This is a genomic window from Blautia sp. TF10-30, assembly GCF_003481245.1.
Taxonomy (GTDB): Bacteria; Bacillota; Clostridia; order Lachnospirales; family Lachnospiraceae; genus Fusicatenibacter; species Fusicatenibacter saccharivorans.
The window spans coordinates 1-1,214 of the sequence record NZ_QUKM01000036.1; the positions used below are offsets into that span (position 1 = coordinate 1).

General features: G+C 35.2%; 1 protein-coding gene. It reads right to left on the reverse strand.

Annotated elements, in window-relative coordinates; all coding sequences use genetic code 11:
* Positions 1-128: 128 nt before the first annotated feature.
* On the reverse strand, positions 129-983 hold the full coding sequence (locus DXD02_RS15265) for an AraC family transcriptional regulator (protein ID WP_117510987.1): 855 nt from the start codon (positions 981-983) through the stop codon (positions 129-131).
* Between the last annotated feature and the right edge of the window lie 231 nt (positions 984-1,214).

The following is a 1,214-nucleotide window of genomic DNA, read 5'->3' on the forward strand; positions in this document are numbered from 1 at the left end:
TATTCATTCTTAGCAAAAGACATGGGATCACCTCACAAATAATCTGAGATCATTATACCATTTCCTGACATAAATTTGTTGTTTTGTATGAAATTTTCAAGGTTCGCACGGGTGTACCTTTTGCCCCCCTAATCATAAAATGGATTTTTTGTTATCATTTTTCTATAATTTCCAGGGGTTTTCGAATAATATTTTTTAAACTGAGCGATAAAACTTCCCTCATCCGAAAAGCCCACCTCCTGAGCGATTTCAGAGATCCGTGTGTTTGTGTCCTTAAGCAATTGTTCTGCATGAATAACCCTGCACTGTGTCACATACTGATTAAATGTCATACCTGTATTTTTTTTGAATAAACGGCAAAAATATTCTTTGGAGAAGAAAAAACGTTCTGCTACTTCACTGGTCTTGAGATTGCTGCTGTAGTTTTCATGAACATAATTAAGAACATGTTCAAAACGCTGAAAACTTTCCGAACTTGTCGCTTCGAACTTTTCCCGTTTCATACAACATTCTGTTGCAAGAATATACACAATTTCACAAATTTGTTTGATTGCATAAATATTCATATATGCTGCATCTTGTGTTTTACATTTCTTATTCATTTCTTCAAGAAGTAACTGTATCTTCCGTTCTGCCATATTGTTAAGAATAAAGTAACAGTTATCATAATCTGGAATCACTTTTTTTAGAAAATCGTAGCTGATTTGTATCGTAACCCCTGTAACGCAGATCCCGCCCTGTGGAAAAAAAGGGATAGACGAATGGACTTCTCTGCTGTTTATCACAACAACATGTGAAGGCGTTACATCTTCAATTCTTCCATTTATAAAGAAGCGGGAAGAGCCTTCAAAAACCGTATTTATTTCCAACTCTGGATGCCAGTGACTTTTTATGATTGCACTGTCCGCCCGGGTATGGCGAATCAATCGTCCAGGAACGATTCCGTTTAGTTTTACTTTTTCATAAATTCCATAATCTTTCATTCGTTATACCTCCCTGTCTGGATTTCAATCAAATAGGAGAGAGTGATTATTTTCCGTCATCAATAAACGTAGTACGCATTTCTGTATCCCATAGAGATATGTGTAGTATTCTCATTGCGAGAACTCATGTAAAGTATATCAGATTAATTTAAAAATGTCTAATAAGTATGATATGGGTGTCAAAACACTCGTTTTATAGTAACTCATTAACTAACGTACCTTGAAAATTTC

Bases quoted from the DNA above. Each gene is read 5' to 3' on its own strand.
- DXD02_RS15265 (WP_117510987.1), bottom strand. From the start codon at position 983: ATGAAAGATTATGGAATTTATGAAAAAGTAAAACTAAACGGAATCGTT.